This window comes from Mycobacterium sp. 5-140-3-2, from assembly GCF_035666375.1.
Lineage (GTDB): Bacteria > Actinomycetota > Actinomycetes > Mycobacteriales > Mycobacteriaceae > Mycobacterium > Mycobacterium intracellulare.
Genome location: NZ_CP142025.1, coordinates 1,724,653 through 1,738,776, shown reverse-complemented (window position 1 = coordinate 1,738,776; position 14,124 = coordinate 1,724,653). Strand labels below are relative to the sequence as shown.

The following is a 14,124-nucleotide window of genomic DNA, read 5'->3' as shown; positions in this document are numbered from 1 at the left end:
CGTCAGTTCTTCTCGTTGGAAAGGACAGTGACCGCGGAGACCGCGGTCGGCCCGCCGATGTTGTGGGCCAACGCGATTCGCGCACCGTCGACTTGATTCTCGGCTTCACCGCGAAGCTGGTTGAACAGTTCGTAGCACTGCGCCACGCCGGTAGCTCCCGGCGGGTGCCCTTTCGCCTTCAACCCGCCGCTCGGGTTGATCGGAATCGACCCGCCCACATAGTGTTCGCGGCCTTCCACCAATTTGTAGGCCTCGAAACGGTGTGCGAACCCCAGATCTTCGTAGCTGATCAGCTCGACGCCGGTGAAGCAGTCATGCACCTCGGCGACGTCGATGTCGCGCGGCGTCACCCCGGCCATCGCCATCGCGGCCTTGGCGGCACGCACCGTCGGCGGAAACGTCGTCATGTCCGTCTTGTGCTGGTGCATCACCCGGTCCATACCCAGCCCCACGCCGCGAACCCAGACGGGACGGTCGGTGTAGCGGTCGACGACGTCCTCGGCAGCCAAGATCACCGCGGCCGCGCCGTCGCTCTGGGGGGTGCAGTCGTAGAGCCCGAAGGGTTCGACCACGATCGGCGCGGCCAGCGCCTGCTCGACGGTGATCTCATAGCGCAGTTGAGCTTTCGGGTTGTTCACCGCGTGGAAATGGTTCTTCACCGCCACCATCGCCATGTGCTCCTTCGTCGCCGGAGACTCGTGCAGATATCGCATCACGTGCAGCGCGAAGTTGGCGGGCGCAACCAGCCCCAGCGGGTAGTCCCACGCGTTGTCGCGGGTCATCGCCGCCCAGTCCCAGAACGTGGTGTTCGAGGAGGTCTCGCGGACCTTGTCGGCCCCGACGACGAGCACCACATCGTAGAGGCCGGAGGCAATGGCCAGCGTGCCGTTCCGGATCGCGTCATTGCCGGTGGCGCAGGCATTTTCGACGCGGGTTACCGGGATCTCGGTCAGATCGAGGGTGTCGGCCAAAATGCCGGACGGGAACCCGTCGGTGGTCGCTAGCTCGCCGAACCACGCGGCTTCGAGCTCAGACTTCTGAATGCCCTTGTCAACGTTGGCGACCGCTTCGGCGTAGGCCATCGGCACCAGGTCCTTGATACCCAGTTCGAAGTGTTCGGCGAAGGGCGTCATCCCCGCGCCGACGATGGCGACTTTTCTCATGCAACCGCTCCTTCCAGCGTCCGTCCGGGCCAGAAGGCGTAGCCGTAATCGGGAATGCCGGTGCGAGTGGCGAGCCTGCGCAGCACCACCGACCCCGGCTGTCCGATCCTCGCCTCGCCCGCGGGCACACCGGTGACTTTCAGCAGCACCCGCACCGGGCTGTCGTCGAGTTGAACGACGGCCAGGGAGTACGGGCTGGGCAAGTCGGGCACCGGAATCCGCACCGTGGTGTGGGTGTAGACGGTGCCGGTTCGCGGCAGCGACTCGAGCCGGTACTCGGTGGCCAACCGTCCGGCATTGTCGACTCGCAGCCGCGGTGGAAACTGCGGCGCGGTATCGATGCCGGGGCTCTCTTCGAAAACCGCCGCCTCCCAACGGATCTTCGGCTCGAAAGCGCGCGCATACGCGGGCATCGAAATCGGAATGCCGACGCCGTCGGCAACGCGCGTCTTGGGTAGCTCCCGCGCCGGAAACTCGTCGCGGGCGATCCGGGGCGTGGTACCCCCCTGCGCGAGATCGGCCGCGCTGACACTGGATTGCTCGACGGCGATCAACAAGCCTTGTGCGCCAGCCTCGATCGCATCGGCCAACAGCAGAATGATCGCCGTGGCGGAGACGGTGGGGATGCCGACGGCGTGCGATGTGTCGAAGTCACCCCCGACCTGCGCGACCGGCACGCCTGCGACCGCTGCCACCGCCGAATTTGGGGCCAGGCCCAATCGGGCGAGTGTGGAACGCACCCCGACCTCACGTTGCAGCCGGGGGTCGACGTAGGAGTGGCGGGCACCGTCGGCACCACGGGCCGTCAGCGGCAGACTGCGGGTCTGGCGTGCCAGCGGGGTCACGCTGGCGCCGCCGTCGCCCGTGAGCACCGCGCCCGCCCCCGCCGCGAGATTGTTGTCGTCGGCGGCGATCACGAGGGTCCTTTCGCCGGCGTTGCCGATTTGGTCCAGCACCGCGGGTGCACCGCCGAGCACCTCAGTCACAGCTGTGTCGGCCGGCAGCGACAACGCGGCCAATAGCACCGCACCGTTGCCGCCTTCCAGTAACGGAAAATCGCGCGACACCAGCACCACGCGTTCCGCCGTGGCGTCGGGATCGGCAGCGCGGCCGGCGGCGACGGCCATCGTCAGCGCGTCCTCGTCGGGCCCCTTGACCCGCCGGTCGCGCACCGTCCATGGCGGCAGATAGGTGCCGATCGACAGAACCTGAGTCATGTGGCCTCGCTTCGGTCAGGCGGGTTCATCCCTCCCACTAATGAGCTATATAGTTATAGCATTCTTCGAATCACCGCAGCGACGGCGGAAGGCCAACAAACCGTGGGTAGTCCCGATTCTCGCACCTTGAAGCACCGCGTGGTCGTGGTCACCGGCGCGAGCCGCGGCATCGGAGCCGCTGTCGCCGTGCGAGCCGCCGCCGATGGCGCTGCTGTGGCCCTGTTGGCTAAGACTCAGATGCCGAATCCCAAGATCGCGGGCACCCTTGCCGAGACCGCGGACGCCGTGCAACGTGCCGGCGGGCGGGCGCTGTCGCTGACCTGCGATGTGCGCGACGCGGCAGCGGTCGCAGCGGCAGTCGAGGCGGTAGCCGACGCGTTCGGTGGCATCGACGTCGTCGTCAACAACGCCGGAGCCCTGGATCTACGACCGACCGCGCAGCTACCGCCCAAAAGTCTGCGCCGGCTGCTGGAGGTCAATGTCGAAGGGCCGTTCGCGGTTGTGCAGGCCGCACTTCCGTACTTGCGCCGGTCGGGCAACGCGCACGTGGTCAATGTCTCTCCCCCGCTGAACATGGACCCCCGGTGGGTTGGTGCCCATGTCGCGCACACCGTGGGCAAGTACGCCGAGAGCCTGCTTACCTTGGGATGGGCCGAGGAGTTCGCCTCGGTGCCGATCGCGGTGAATTCACTGTGGCCGGCCACCACGATCGCCAGTACGGGAATGATGGTCGCAATGGGCGAGGAAACGGTGCGTGCGCAGGCCCGTAGCCCACAGATCATGGCCGAGGCGGTGCACGCGCTGGTCACCCGTCCCGCCGCGGCGTGCAACGGCCACTTCTACACCGACGAGGAGATCCTTCGCGAGGAGGGCCGCGCCGACCTGTCCGAGTACCTACTGGCCGCCAACGAGGATGACCTGACCCCCAACTTTTACCTCCCGTCGGCCCCGGTGCCTACGGTTTAGGAAGCGGCAGTGGTGAATTCGTTCGACGCGTTGAGCGCCCGTGAGCCCGAGTTGGTCAAGCTGCGGCACGCCGTGCGCGACTTCTTGGAGTCCGACCGCGCTGAATTCGGCTGGCAGCCCGGCGTCGATTCATGGCTGGCCGGGTGGGACGAGGAGTTCTCAGCGCGGCTTGGCGCCGCCGGATTCACCGGCCTGACCATCCCGCAGCGTTACGGCGGCCACGGGCTGGGGCACCTGCACCGCTACGTGGTGACCGAGGAGCTGATCGCGGCGGGTGCGCCCGTGGCCGCGCACTGGACGGCCGACCGTCAGGTCGCACCGGCCCTGCTGACCTACGGCAATGAGGAGCAGCGCGAACATTTGTTGCCCAAAATTGTTGCAGGACGGCTTTTTTCGTCAATCGGCATGAGCGAGCACGGCGCCGGGTCCGACCTTGCTGCTGTGCAAACCAAGGCTGTCCGCGCCGACGCCGGCTGGTTACTCTCCGGCAGCAAGGTTTGGACCAGCGGGGCCCACCATGCGCACCAGGTCGTCGTGCTAGCCCGCACCAGCCCGCCGGATTCAGAACACCGCCACGCCGGCTTCAGCCAATTCCTGGTGCCGTGCGATGCCGAGGGCGTCCGCATCGAGCCCATCATCTTGATGTCGGGCGCACATCACTTCAACGAGGTGCTGTTCGATCAGGTCTTCGTATCCGATGCCGATGTGCTCGGCGAGGTCGGCAACGGCTGGCACCAGGTCACCTCCGAGTTGTCGTTCGAACGCAGCGGGCCCGAGCGGATCCTGTCCACCGGCCCCCTACTGTTCGCCGCCATCCGCGCACTCGGTCGTGGACCGGTGCCCGATGGCCGCACCGCCGCCGACATCGGCGACCTGATGGCACGGTTGATCTCGCTGCGGCAGCTGTCGTTGTCGGTGGCCCGCACGCTCACCGACGGCGGCGATGCGGCGAATCAGGCGGCGCTGGTGAAGGACCTCGGCACCCGCTTCGAAGCCGAATCCGTGGGATTGATCGCCGATCTGCTCGAGGCGGTACCGCCGAATTCCGAGCTGGAGACGATGCTGAGCACCGCGTGGCTGCACAAGCCCATGTTCACCCTGCGCGGCGGTACCAATGAGGTGCTGCGCGGCGTGATCGCCCGCGGAATGGGGCTACGATGAGCGCGCTGGCTGGCGGGGTATTCGCCGTGACCGGCTCTCAAAATGACGACACGCAGCTGCGTCAGCTCGTCGACGACCTCGGGCAGCGCTCCTACGACGCCGGGCTGGGCCACCGCGGCATCCCCGACCAATTCGACGCCGATCTGTGGGGCAACCTCGAGGACACCGGGCTGGCCAGGCTGACGAGCACGCCCGACATGGGAGCCGGCCCGCACGAGTTGGCCATTGCGCTTTACGGCGTGGCCCGCCACGCCGGCGCGGTGCCGTTGGCCGAAACCGACGTGCTTGCCGGATGGCTGGGCCAGCAGGCCGGGATCGAGCTCCCCAACTGTCCGCTGACCGTTGCCGTCGCCGATGCCGAAACCGACGGCGCCAGGGTCACCGGCACCGCGACCGGCGTGCCATGGGCTCGAGCGTGCGCCGCCGCCCTGCTGGCCGTCACCACGCCCGCCGGCCTGCGGGTCGGCGTCATCGACGTGGCCTCTGGTGATCTACAGGAAGGCCACAACCTGGCAGGCGAGCCCCGCGATTCGCTCGTGTTCGACGTGCCGGCCGACCAGTTGCATGACGTCGACCCGGCACTCGGCGCCGAGCTGACTCGGCGCGGCGCATGGTCACGCTGTGTGCAGACCATCGGGGTGCTGGACGCCGCCGCAGCGCTGTCGGTGCAGCACACCCGGCAGCGCGTCCAGTTCGGTCGTCCGCTCAGCGCCTTCCAATCCGTGCAGCAATCACTGGCCGGCATGGCCGGAGAGATCGAAACCGCCCGTGCCGCTGCGGAATTAGCCGTCGCAGCCGCGGCCGAGCACGGCTTCAACTCCCCCCACACCGACTATGCCGTCACCGTCGCGAAGGTCGCAGTCGGCCGCGCCGTCGGCCCGGTCACCAGCGTCGCCCATCAGTTGCACGGCGCGATCGGCGTCACCAGTGAGCACCCGCTGTGGCTGTTCACCCTGCGCGCTCAGAGCTGGACCGCGGATTACGGCACGACCGCGAACTACGCACGACGACTCGGCCGGCTGGTGCTGGCCGCGGAGGATCCGTGGAGCTTGGTGACGGGCGATCCGCCTGAAGTGGAAAACAATGGTTAATAAGGAGAATTGGTGACTGTAGCGAAATTCGACGGAGCGTCGGCGATTGTCAGCGGCGGCGCGGGTGGCCTGGGCGAGGCGACGGTCCGTCGGCTCCATGCCGACGGACTCGGCGTGGTGATCGCCGATCTCGCCGCCGACAAGGGTAAGGCTCTGGCCGACGAACTGGGCAGCGGGGCACTGTTTGTCAGTACCGATGTAACCAGTGACGACAGTGTGCAGGGCGCCATCGAGCAGGCCAACCAGCTCGGTCGGTTGCGCTACGCGGTCGTTGCGCACGGCGGCTTCGGGGTGGCCCAACGGATCGTGCAGCGCGACGGCAGTCCCGCCGACATGGCCGCATTCACTAAGACGATCAACCTGTATCTCAATGGCACCTACAACCTGACACGGCTGGTAGCGGCTGCGGTAGCCGCCGCCGAACCTCGTGAGGACGGCGAACGCGGTGCCATCGTCATGACGGCCTCGGTTGCCGGCTATGAGGGCCAGATAGGCCAGACCGCTTATGCCGCAGCGAAAGCCGGCGTGATCGGGTTGACCATCGCTGCCGCTCGCGACCTCAGTTCGGTGGGTATCCGAGTCAACACCATCGCACCTGGAACGATGAAGACGCCGATCATGGAGTCGGTCGGCGAAGAGGCGATCGCAAAGTTCGCCGCCAACATCCCGTTCCCCAAGCGACTAGGCACTCCTGCCGAGTATGCCGACGCAGCAACGTTTCTGCTGTCCAACGGCTACGTCAACGGCGAGGTGATGCGCCTAGACGGCGCGCAGCGCTTCACTCCGAAGTAGCCGACGCGGACTGCGGGCCGACCTCGCGTCGGCCCGCAGCGGCGGGCTACAACCGGCCCTGGACCCGGAGTTCCGGGTGCACCCAGTCCGGCGAGTCCTTCTGCTTGAACGCCCGAAAGCCTTCGGCCGCCTCAGGACCGAACAGACTGGTCGTCATGCCGATCCGGTCGTACAGCCCGAGGTAGTTGTCCAGGCTCGCTTTGATCACGCCCCGCGCCCCGGGTGCGGTCCGGCAGCATTGCGCGAGAAGCTCCTTGGCCACGTCCAGCAGGTCGTCGTGGGGAACCATCCTGGCCACCATGCCCCAGTCGACGGCCTCCTCTGCGGAAAGCGTGCGGCCGGTGAACATCAGGTCCTTCGTGCGGACCGGGCCGATCAAGCGTGCCAACACCTGGCTGTAGTAGGTGTCGGCGATGCCACGAAACAACTCGGGCACGCGGAAGGTGGCCCGCTCGCTGACCACCGCGATGTCACTGCACATGGCGATCTGCAGGCCGCCACCTTGGCACAGCCCATTGACTGCGGACACGACCGGTTTCGGAGACTGTCGCAAGACGTCGAAAGGCGTGACGTCCATTCCCATGGTGGAGGCGAAGTCCATCCAATTGTCCTCGGCGGCCTGTCCCAAATCTCCACCCGGCGCGAAGACGTCGCCGGTTCCGGTGATGAGCAGGCCGGCGAGATCGGGATCGGCGTTGACGCGGCTGACCGCGTATCGGATCCCGAAATACATGGCGGGCGTCATCGCATTGCGTGCCTGCGGACGGTCCAAAGTGCAGATCGCGAATGCACCTTCGCGTTCGAACCTCAGGTAGGGGCTCCCCAACCAGTCACCATCGGGAGGACGGGGACCACCATTGAGGCCTTCAGACATGTGGGATTCCCTTCGAGACAGATTGATCGTTCGCCTGACCCCCAAAGTAGCGAAATAGTTGTATGATTCCAACCTCGGGGCGTAGCATCGTCCACGTGGCGCACGTCACTACGCCGCGCCCGCTCCATCCCGCAGAGCGCGGCCACTAGCGAGCTACTGGAGGCAAACGAATGGGTTCACTCGACGGCCGGGTCGTCTTCATCACCGGCGCCGCCCGTGGGCAGGGCCGCTCGCACGCGGTCATGTGCGCCGAGCAGGGTGCGAACATCGTCGGAGTCGACATCTGTGAAGACCTTGACGTCGTGCCCTACAAGCTGGGCACCTACGAGGACCTTGAGGAGACAGCGCGCCTGGTCGAAAAGACTGGGCAGGAAATGCTTTTCCGTAAGGCGGACGTCCGCGACAAGCCTGCCCTGCAGGCAGCGTTCGACGCGGGTGTCACCGAGTTCGGCCACGTCGACACGGTGCTCGCCAATGCCGGGGTCGTGCTCACCAACGCCGATGAGCGCGACGCTTCAGAGGCGCTGAGGCTAGGGCTCGACATCATGCTCATCGGGGTGTGGAACGCCTTCCAAGTAGCGATCCCCCACATGAAGGAACGTGGCGAGGGTGGCAATCTGATCGCGACGAGTTCGATGATCGCCCTACTGGATCTCACCGACGGCCGCGGCGGCAGCGACGCCTACCTGATGTCCAAGGTCGCCGTCGTCGGCCTGGTCCGCGCGTACGCAGCCATGCTTGCCCCCGACCGTATTCGCGTCAATGCGGTGGCGCCGACGAATTGCGCGACCCCGATGATCACTGACAACCCGGCACTGTTCAAAGTGATCGAGGACAACCCCCGCATGGTCAATGCAGTCCAGACCGCGCTGCCGGACTTGCCGCTGATCGAGCCACGCGACGTCAGCAACACGATCCTCTTTTTGATCAGCGACGCGGGCCGTTCGTTCACCGGAAGTATGCTCAAGGTGGACGCTGGCATGGACGTGCGGCGGGGCTAGTCGGCGCACCGGATGCATTACGGAATCGACGGCCGATCGGCGCTGGTCGTCGGCGGCAGCAAGGGAATCGGCTTCGAGGTCGCCAAACTGCTTGCCGCGGAAGGTGCGCGGGTTGCGATACTGGCGCGGACTAAGACCGATGTCGACGCCGCGGTCGAGGCAATCCGCACTGAAGGGGGCACTGCCATCGGTGTCACTGCCGACGTGGCCAACGACGGGCAGCTCACCGACGCCGTCCGCGAGATTGCGGCCCAGCACGGGGCGCCGCTGATCGTTGTCGGGCAGGCCAAGTACCAGCGGCCCGGCGATTTCGCCGATATCACCGATGTGAACGTCTACCGTGAGTCCTTCGAACTGCACACGATGAGCCAGATCCTTCTGCTGCACGCGGTCCTGCCTGCCATGCAGGATGCCGGCTGGGGCCGATTCGTGCACATCGGCTCCGCCACCGCCAAGGAGCCGGCGGGCAACATCCACCACGCAGTGGCCAACACCAGTCGCCCCTCGACGATCGGCCTGCTCAAGACGGTCTCCGACGAGTACGCCCAGTACGGCATCACGGTCAACACCGTCGCGCCCGGCTGGATTGAGACTGACAACGCACTGGCCTACCTGGAGCAGCACCTCGGCGCGAGCACCGATCAGGAGCGACGCGAGTTCATGCTGCGCGAAGCTCGGGTGCCGGCAGCGCGAATGGGCAAACCGAGCGAGATTGCCTCGCTCATCGCCTATCTTTGCTCAGAACCTGCCGGCTACCTCACCGGTAGTTGGATCGAAGTCGACGGTGGCTTGCACCGGTCGGCATTCTAACCTTTAGGAGCATACGTGGAAACCCATGGCGCACCCGAACTTTCCTTCGCCAGCCTGCCGATGGCGGCAGACCGCGGGGTGGGGTGGAAGGTCCTGCGTGACGCAGGGCGGGTGGTGTCCGTCGACGGAATCTTCTATCTGACCCACCGCGAGGACGTGCTGGCCGCGCTGCGCGATCCCGAATTGTTCTCCTCGAAGAAGGCTTTCGACGTGCTCGGCAGCCCGCTGCCGTTGGTGCCCATCTCGTTCGATCCGCCGGAACACACCCGGTTCCGTAAGATCCTGCAGCCCTTCTTCAGTCCGCACACCTTGAAAGAGATGCTGCCCTCGCTGCAGCAGCAGGCGATCGAGATCATCGAACGGGTAGCCGCACAAGGCGAGTGCGAAGTCGTGGCCGACGTGGCGATCCCCTATCCCTCACAGGTATTCCTGACCTTGTTTGGGCTTCCGCTGGAGGATCGCGACAAGCTCGTCGCGTGGAAAACCTCGGTCATCGCGATCTCGGAAGCGCCGTCACTCGAGGATGCCGACCTGACGCCGGCACTCGAATTGGTCGCGTACCTCACCGAGGCGATCAACGCGCGGCGCGCCGACCCCGGGCCGGACATCCTGTCGCAGTTGCTCAATGGCGAGGAGCCACTCGACGACGCCGAAATCATGGGCCTGAGCTTCCTTTTCGTCCTGGCCGGGCTGGACACCGTCACCGCGGCGATGAGTTCCGCCCTGCTCGAGCTCGCCCGCAACCCGGAGCTGAGGGCCACCCTCCACGACGATCCCGACCAGATCGATGTGTTCGTCGAGGAGATCGTCCGGCTGGAGCCGCCGGCGCCGATGCTGCCCCGCGTGACCACCACCGAGGTCACCATCGGGGACGTCACGCTGCCCGCCGACACCATGGTGCGGTTGTGTGTCGCCGCCATCAATCGCGACGACAGCGACGCGATCTCGACCAACAATGTGGTGATGGATGGAAAGGTGCACCGGCACTGGGGCTTCGGTGGCGGGCCACACCGCTGCCTGGGGTCGCACCTGGCCCGCCTCGAGCTGAAGTTGATCGTGGACGAATGGCTCCGGCGCATTCCCGAGTTTTCGGTGAAAGTCGGTGAGGAACCGCAGATTGTGTTCCCCGCGAGCACCTTTTCACTTGAGCGCTTGCCTCTGAAACTGGGCTGATCACCTATCCCTTCGCCGAATACTTGCCGACGAGCTGCTGCTTGTACAACTTACCGGCATCGGTCCGGGGCAGCTGCGCCTCGAATGAGAGAGACCGCGGACACTTATAGTGCGCCAACCGGTTTCGCAGCCACTCCAATAACTCTGCCGCGAAGCCGTCGTTGGCATCAGCCGGATCTACCGTCTGCACCACGCCTTTGACAGCCTGACCCATCTCGTCATCCGGAATACCGAAGACTGCGGCGTCGAGCACCTTGGGATGGGTGATCAGCAGGTCTTCGGCTTCTTGCGGGTAGATGTTCACCCCACCCGAAATGATCATGTGATGACGGCGATCAGTGAGATAGAGGTAGCCATCCACGTCGAGATAGCCGATGTCACCGACGGTCACCCAGCCGTGCGCGTCGTGGGCCGCCGCCGTCTTCGCATCGTCTTTGAGGTACTGGAACGAATGCCCTCCCTCGTAATAGATCTCGCCGGGCACACCGGGCGGTAGCTCATGGCCGCTCTCGTCGAGGATGTGTGGGACCCCAACCAAGGGTCGGCCGACCGAGCCGGGGTGGGTAAGCCAGTCCTCGGCGCGGATGAAGGAGGCTCCCACCGCCTCCGAAGCGGCGTAGTACTCGTCGATGATCGGCCCCCACCATGCGATCATCTGTTTCTTGATGTCCACCGGGCATGGCGCGGCCGCATGCACCACCCGCTGCAGGCTGGAAACGTCGTAGGACATGCGCACCGCTTCGGGCAGTTTGAGCATCCGCACGAACATCGCCGGGACGAATTGGCCATGAGTGATGCCGTAGCGCTGGATGCACTCGAGCGCGTGTTCCGGGTCGAACTTCTCCATCACGACGGTGGTGCCGCCCAGCGACTGCACCACCATCGACCAGAACGACGGCGCGGTGTGATACAGCGGCGCCGGGCTCAGATACACCGACTCGCTGGTGATTCCGACGGCATTCATCAACGGCATCAGGATGTTGGGTGCTTCGCTTGGTGGTAGATGCGGAAGCTCACGGCGGATCCCCTTGGGTCTGCCAGTGGTTCCCGACGAGTACTGCAGCAGATCGCCTTCGCTTTCGTCGGGGATCGGCGTCTCGGGTTGGTCGGCAACACATTCCGGGTAGCGGTACCATCCGTCCAGATCGTCGTCGGCGATCAGCAGCAGCTCAGGTAACCCCCTGGGGGAATGCTCGGCAAGGCCTTCGCAGACGTCGCGTGTCGCGCGTGACCCGATCAGCGCCTTTGCTGAACTGTTGTCGACGATGTAGGCGGCCTCGGCGGCCGTCAGGTGAGTGTTGATCAACGTGTAGTACAGACCGCTTCGGCGCGCCGCCCACATCACGGCATGGACGTGTTCATTGTTCTCGAGTACTGCCGCAACCGTGTCGCCCTCGCGAAGTCCGGCGGCATACCAGAAGTGAGCCAGACGATTGGCACGCTTCTCCAGCTCGGCAAAGTCGATCACCGTGCCAGTCCGAGCGAGGACCAGGGCAGGTTTACCGGATGAGATGTGATCGCGGATCTCCACGACTTCACTTTAGAGTCTTCCGAGGTGAAGAAGGCGAAACTCCATATTTTGTAAGGGATCTACCGAATTTTTCGTCACAGGTGTCAAAAAAATCGACTAGGGTGCAGGCATGCCTCCAACACCATGGGACCCCGAGACCACGGCCGTTGTCTGTGTGGAATGCCAGAACGGTGTGCTGGGCCCCGAGTCCGTCTTGCCCGCTTTGGCCGCCGACAGCTCTGAACTCGTCTCCAGTGTGCGCCGACTTCTCGATTCCGCCCGCCAGTTCGGCGCACGGGTTGTGCACGCGACCTACGAGGGCAACCTCGGCGGCCGGCCGACCGGGACGGCGCGCATCTGGCGGGCCCTGGGCCCCGCAACCGCTCACTGGGCCCCCGGAACCGCCTCCACTACAGTGCTTCCCGAGCTACTGGCACCCACCGATCTGGTCTTACCGCGCCACCACGGCCTTTTCCCAACGCTCGATTCCGAACTACTGCCCGTGCTCGAAGGCTTCGGTGTAAGCACCATCGTCCTTGCCGGCGTTTCGCTGAACCTGGCGATCACCCACACTGCCGGGCATGTTACGCAGGCCGGTTTCGAACTCGTCGTCCCGCGCGACGCCGTCGGCGGCACCCCCAAGGACTATGCAGAACAGGTGCTGGACAACACTATTGCCGTGCTGGGTCGGCTGACCACGATCGATAAGCTCATCGACGAATGGACATCGGTCAGGTCTGACCGTTGACCGTTCGCCACAGCATCTCGGTGGCCGCCATGAGCACCGCTTGGCGCGTCGTCGACGGGACCTCGTTGTGGCGAACCATCAGCCATGAGCGTTCGAGCATCGCCATAATCACCAGCCCGGTAGCCACGGGGTCAAGGTCGGGCGGTGTCGGCGCCATCTTTGCGATGCCCTCACCGAGCGCGGCGGCGGTTCGACGGTGCGAGCGGGCGACCGCGGCGCGGAATTTGCGATCGGGAGGCATGTCCTCCGTGGAGCGGATGACGAACGCACCGTTGCGGTCGAGGTAGTCGAAGTAGCCGGCAACCCAGGCCTCGACTTCCTCCCGGCTGGGCGGGCTCCCCTGCTCCATGAAACCCTCGACAACCGCCAGCGCTTCGCGGTAGGTGTCGGTGCCGAGCTCGATGAAAAGCTCGGTCTTGTCGGAGAAGTAATAGTAGAAGTTCGCCCGGGTGACCGGCGCGAGGTCAGTGATGTCCTTGATGGTGACGCCCGAGAAACCCTTGCGCGCAAACGCGGTCCGCGCAGCGTCCAGGATCGACTCTCGGGTGCGGTCGGACTTGCGTGTTACCCGCGGGGGCGAGCCCTCAGACACCATGCGTGACCGGCTCGGCGGCGGCCTCCGGTTCGGGATAAAACCCGCTCGCCCACCGACGCAGCGCGCGAAAGCCTGCCGCCTCCGAGGTCGCCAGACCCGGAGGTTCGAGGTACTTCTGGTGCTCCCAGATCCGGATGTCGTCGGGCAGGGCGAGTTTCGCTGCGGCCAGACGCGCCTCGAAATCACCCGGGCCTTCTGACGTTTCCTCGCTGATCCAGTAGCCGGCGAAGATGTCGGATCTGGTGTCGTCCACCGGTGTCGCGCAGATGGAGATGACTCGGATTCCGTCGCGGACGTGTTCGCCGTTGTAGCTGAGCCCGATTCCTGACCAATAGATTTCGATCGTGTTCATCGTGTCGCCGGTGCGGTCCAGGCCGTCGCTCCACCTCCGGCCAAAGCCGACCTTGGCCGACCAGGTCGAGCTATCGGTGCTTTCACGCAGTACCACGGGACTGATCGGGGTGCGATGGACGAATTGGAAGTGGTGGGGATCGACGGCGTTCTCGGCGATCACCTGGGGATGCACCTTTACCCGCTCATGCCGCGTCCGGCAATCGGCGCCAAAGGGGTGGAACCGCCGCGAGCGGACATGATCTCCGAGCACCGCGAAAGCGTCCGGCGCATCCCATAGCGGCTCCCGGCCTGCGCTGTCGTGCCAGATCAAGATCGAGTCGTTGAGCTCCGCGACCGGATAGGAACGTACTCGTCGGGCCTTGTTGGGCCGATCCTGGTACGGGATGTGGACATTGCGTCCGGCGCCGTTCCACACCCAGCCGTGAAAAGGGCACTGGATGCCTTCTTCGACTACGCAGCCGCCGTAGGCCAGGCTCGCGCCAAGATGTTGGCAGTGCGCGTCAAGCACCTTCACCACCCCGTCCAGCTGCCGGAAGGCGACCATGTCTCGGCCGAAGTAGTGCAGTGGGACGACCTCGGCGACGGCGATGTCGGCGCTCCAGGCCACCTGGAACCAACCGGTGGGCAGCATGCTCGGCAGGGTTTGCATTATCCGAACGCCCTTTCCAC

General features: G+C 65.4%; 14 protein-coding genes. 8 read left to right on the top strand and 6 right to left on the bottom strand.

From position 1 onward, the window contains the following. Nucleotides 1-2: 2 nt before the first annotated feature. Nucleotides 3-1,163 (bottom strand): thiolase C-terminal domain-containing protein, encoded by a 1,161-nt coding sequence (locus P6281_RS08305; RefSeq protein ID WP_047322080.1) that lies wholly within the window; start codon nucleotides 1,161-1,163, stop codon nucleotides 3-5. Next, nucleotides 1,160-2,380: an OB-fold domain-containing protein gene (locus P6281_RS08300; RefSeq protein WP_324738719.1), complete on the bottom strand. Its 1,221-nt coding sequence runs from the start codon at nucleotides 2,378-2,380 to the stop codon at nucleotides 1,160-1,162. The genes P6281_RS08305 and P6281_RS08300 overlap by 4 nt, the downstream gene beginning before the upstream one ends. A 126-nt stretch (nucleotides 2,381-2,506) precedes the next feature. On the opposite strand from P6281_RS08300, the gene P6281_RS08295 reads away from it, so the two are divergent. From P6281_RS08295 to P6281_RS08280, 4 genes are read left to right on the top strand one after another with little or no spacing between them, the layout of a single operon-like run. Continuing rightward, nucleotides 2,507-3,346, top strand: a complete 840-nt coding sequence (locus tag P6281_RS08295; RefSeq protein WP_317727765.1) for an SDR family oxidoreductase — start codon at nucleotides 2,507-2,509, stop codon at nucleotides 3,344-3,346. A gap of 9 nt (nucleotides 3,347-3,355) precedes the next feature. Next, a complete protein-coding gene (locus tag P6281_RS08290; RefSeq protein WP_324738718.1) occupies nucleotides 3,356-4,507 on the top strand; it encodes an acyl-CoA dehydrogenase family protein in 1,152 nt (383 codons plus the stop codon). Then, a complete protein-coding gene (locus P6281_RS08285; RefSeq protein ID WP_085164557.1) occupies nucleotides 4,504-5,598 on the top strand; it encodes an acyl-CoA dehydrogenase family protein in 1,095 nt (364 codons plus the stop codon). Before P6281_RS08290 ends, P6281_RS08285 begins: the two co-directional genes overlap by 4 nt. Nucleotides 5,599-5,610: 12 nt before the next feature. Further along, entirely contained in the window at nucleotides 5,611-6,390 is a 780-nt protein-coding gene (locus P6281_RS08280; protein ID WP_085164555.1) for an SDR family oxidoreductase, read from the top strand. Between the two features lie 46 nt (nucleotides 6,391-6,436). Here the strand turns inward: P6281_RS08280 and P6281_RS08275 are convergent, their stop codons facing one another. After that, the gene (locus P6281_RS08275) at nucleotides 6,437-7,264 is read right to left on the bottom strand and encodes an enoyl-CoA hydratase/isomerase family protein (RefSeq protein WP_317727767.1); all 828 of its coding nucleotides are present in this window, start codon (nucleotides 7,262-7,264) and stop codon (nucleotides 6,437-6,439) included. Between the two features lie 170 nt (nucleotides 7,265-7,434). Between P6281_RS08275 and P6281_RS08270 the strand changes: the two genes are divergently transcribed. Genes P6281_RS08270 through P6281_RS08260 form a run of 3 tightly spaced genes read left to right on the top strand, consistent with a single transcriptional unit; the run spans nucleotide 7,435 to nucleotide 10,248 of the window. Then, nucleotides 7,435-8,265 carry a mycofactocin-coupled SDR family oxidoreductase gene (locus P6281_RS08270; protein ID WP_085164551.1) on the top strand — a complete coding sequence of 277 codons (831 nt, stop codon included), beginning with the start codon at nucleotides 7,435-7,437 and terminating at the stop codon, nucleotides 8,263-8,265. 12 nt (nucleotides 8,266-8,277) lie between these two features. Further along, nucleotides 8,278-9,075: an SDR family oxidoreductase gene (locus tag P6281_RS08265; protein ID WP_046181806.1), complete on the top strand. Its 798-nt coding sequence runs from the start codon at nucleotides 8,278-8,280 to the stop codon at nucleotides 9,073-9,075. Nucleotides 9,076-9,135: 60 nt separating this feature from the next. Then, on the top strand, nucleotides 9,136-10,248 hold the full coding sequence (locus tag P6281_RS08260; protein ID WP_231588315.1) for a cytochrome P450: 1,113 nt from the start codon (nucleotides 9,136-9,138) through the stop codon (nucleotides 10,246-10,248). 4 nt (nucleotides 10,249-10,252) lie between these two features. Here the strand turns inward: P6281_RS08260 and fadD4 are convergent, their stop codons facing one another. Further along, nucleotides 10,253-11,779: a fatty-acid--CoA ligase FadD4 gene (gene fadD4 / locus P6281_RS08255; RefSeq protein WP_317727770.1), complete on the bottom strand. Its 1,527-nt coding sequence runs from the start codon at nucleotides 11,777-11,779 to the stop codon at nucleotides 10,253-10,255. A 109-nt stretch (nucleotides 11,780-11,888) separates the two neighbouring features. On the opposite strand from fadD4, the gene P6281_RS08250 reads away from it, so the two are divergent. Then, nucleotides 11,889-12,506: an isochorismatase family protein gene (locus P6281_RS08250; RefSeq protein WP_324738716.1), complete on the top strand. Its 618-nt coding sequence runs from the start codon at nucleotides 11,889-11,891 to the stop codon at nucleotides 12,504-12,506. On the opposite strand, the gene P6281_RS08245 is transcribed toward P6281_RS08250, so the two are convergent. Then, the gene (locus P6281_RS08245; protein WP_324738715.1) at nucleotides 12,490-13,101 is read right to left on the bottom strand and encodes a TetR/AcrR family transcriptional regulator; all 612 of its coding nucleotides are present in this window, start codon (nucleotides 13,099-13,101) and stop codon (nucleotides 12,490-12,492) included. The genes P6281_RS08250 and P6281_RS08245 overlap by 17 nt on opposite strands. Continuing rightward, nucleotides 13,091-14,104 (bottom strand): Rieske 2Fe-2S domain-containing protein, encoded by a 1,014-nt coding sequence (locus P6281_RS08240; RefSeq protein WP_085164545.1) that lies wholly within the window; start codon nucleotides 14,102-14,104, stop codon nucleotides 13,091-13,093. Before P6281_RS08240 ends, P6281_RS08245 begins: the two co-directional genes overlap by 11 nt. Nucleotides 14,105-14,124 lie beyond the last annotated feature (20 nt).

Bases quoted from the DNA above. Each gene is read 5' to 3' on its own strand.
- P6281_RS08305 (WP_047322080.1), bottom strand. From the start codon at position 1,163: ATGAGAAAAGTCGCCATCGTCGGCGCGGGGATGACGCCCTTCGCCGAA.
- P6281_RS08300 (WP_324738719.1), bottom strand. From the start codon at position 2,380: ATGACTCAGGTTCTGTCGATCGGCACCTATCTGCCGCCATGGACGGTG.
- P6281_RS08285 (WP_085164557.1), top strand. From the start codon at position 4,504: ATGAGCGCGCTGGCTGGCGGGGTATTCGCCGTGACCGGCTCTCAAAAT.
- P6281_RS08275 (WP_317727767.1), bottom strand. From the start codon at position 7,264: ATGTCTGAAGGCCTCAATGGTGGTCCCCGTCCTCCCGATGGTGACTGG.
- P6281_RS08270 (WP_085164551.1), top strand. From the start codon at position 7,435: ATGGGTTCACTCGACGGCCGGGTCGTCTTCATCACCGGCGCCGCCCGT.
- P6281_RS08265 (WP_046181806.1), top strand. From the start codon at position 8,278: ATGCATTACGGAATCGACGGCCGATCGGCGCTGGTCGTCGGCGGCAGC.
- P6281_RS08260 (WP_231588315.1), top strand. From the start codon at position 9,136: ATGGCGGCAGACCGCGGGGTGGGGTGGAAGGTCCTGCGTGACGCAGGG.
- P6281_RS08250 (WP_324738716.1), top strand. From the start codon at position 11,889: ATGCCTCCAACACCATGGGACCCCGAGACCACGGCCGTTGTCTGTGTG.
- P6281_RS08245 (WP_324738715.1), bottom strand. From the start codon at position 13,101: ATGGTGTCTGAGGGCTCGCCCCCGCGGGTAACACGCAAGTCCGACCGC.
- P6281_RS08240 (WP_085164545.1), bottom strand. From the start codon at position 14,104: ATGCAAACCCTGCCGAGCATGCTGCCCACCGGTTGGTTCCAGGTGGCC.